This is a genomic window from Candidatus Symbiopectobacterium sp. NZEC135 (assembly GCF_025962695.1).
Window position 1 is genome coordinate 1 of record NZ_JAGFPF010000635.1, and the last position, 1,106, is coordinate 1,106.

Consider the following 1,106-nt stretch of genomic DNA (forward strand, 5'->3'; position numbering starts at 1 on the left):
GCGTTGATCTGCGCTCCCTCCCGCTGGTAACGATTGACGGTGAAGACGCGCGCGATTTTGACGATGCGGTCTACTGCGAGAAAAAACGCGGTGGTGGCTGGCGTCTGTGGGTTGCGATTGCCGATGTCAGCTATTACGTGCGCCCCAATACGCCGCTGGATCATGAAGCGCGGGCGCGCGGTACCTCGGTTTATTTCCCTTCGCAAGTGGTGCCGATGCTGCCGGAAGTGCTGTCTAACGGCCTGTGTTCGTTGAACCCGGACGTGGATCGGCTGTGTATGGTGTGCGAGATGACCATTTCTGCCACCGGCAAGCTGACGACCTACAAATTCTACGAAGCCGTGATGCGTTCCCATGCGCGCCTGACCTACACCAAGGTGTGGCATATGTTGCAAGGCGATGCGGAGCTGCGAGCGCATTACCAGCCGCTGGTAGGCGGATTGGAAGAGTTGCACAAGATGTATCAGGTGCTGGAAAAAGCGCGCGAAGAGCGCGGCGGCATTGCCTTTGAAACCGAAGAAGCGAAGTTTATTTTTAACGCGGAACGCCGTATCGAACGCGTGGAATCGATGGTGCGCAACGATGCGCACAAACTGATTGAAGAGTGCATGATCCTGGCTAACATCTCGGCGGCCCGGTTCGTTGAGAAAAATCAGGAGCCTGCGCTGTTCCGGGTGCACGATCGCCCGAGTGAAGACCATGTGCTGGCGTTGCGTAGCGTGCTGGGTGAGCTTGGGTTGACGCTGAAAGGCGGTATGAAACCGGAGCCCAAAGACTACGCCGAACTGATGACGCTGGTGGCGGAACGCCCCGATCATGAAATGCTGCAAACCATGATGCTGCGCTCGATGAAGCAGGCGATTTACGATCCGGAAAACCGCGGCCACTTTGGTCTGGCGCTGACGTCATACGGTCACTTTACGTCTCCGATTCGCCGCTATCCCGATCTGTCACTGCACCGCGGCATCAAGTATTTGTTGAGCGATCGCCGTGAACGCTGGACGCCGACCGGCGGCTGGCACAGCGATCTGAATGAGATGCTGCAACTGGGCATGCACTGTTCTTTGACCGAGCGACGTGCGGATGAAGCGACACGCGATGTCGCC

The 1,106-nt window shown here is 57.7% G+C and carries 1 protein-coding gene; it reads left to right on the forward strand.

Annotated elements, in window-relative coordinates:
• A partial coding sequence (locus tag J5224_RS29345; RefSeq protein WP_264628594.1) for a VacB/RNase II family 3'-5' exoribonuclease occupies positions 1-1,106 on the forward strand: 1,106 nt, incomplete at both ends.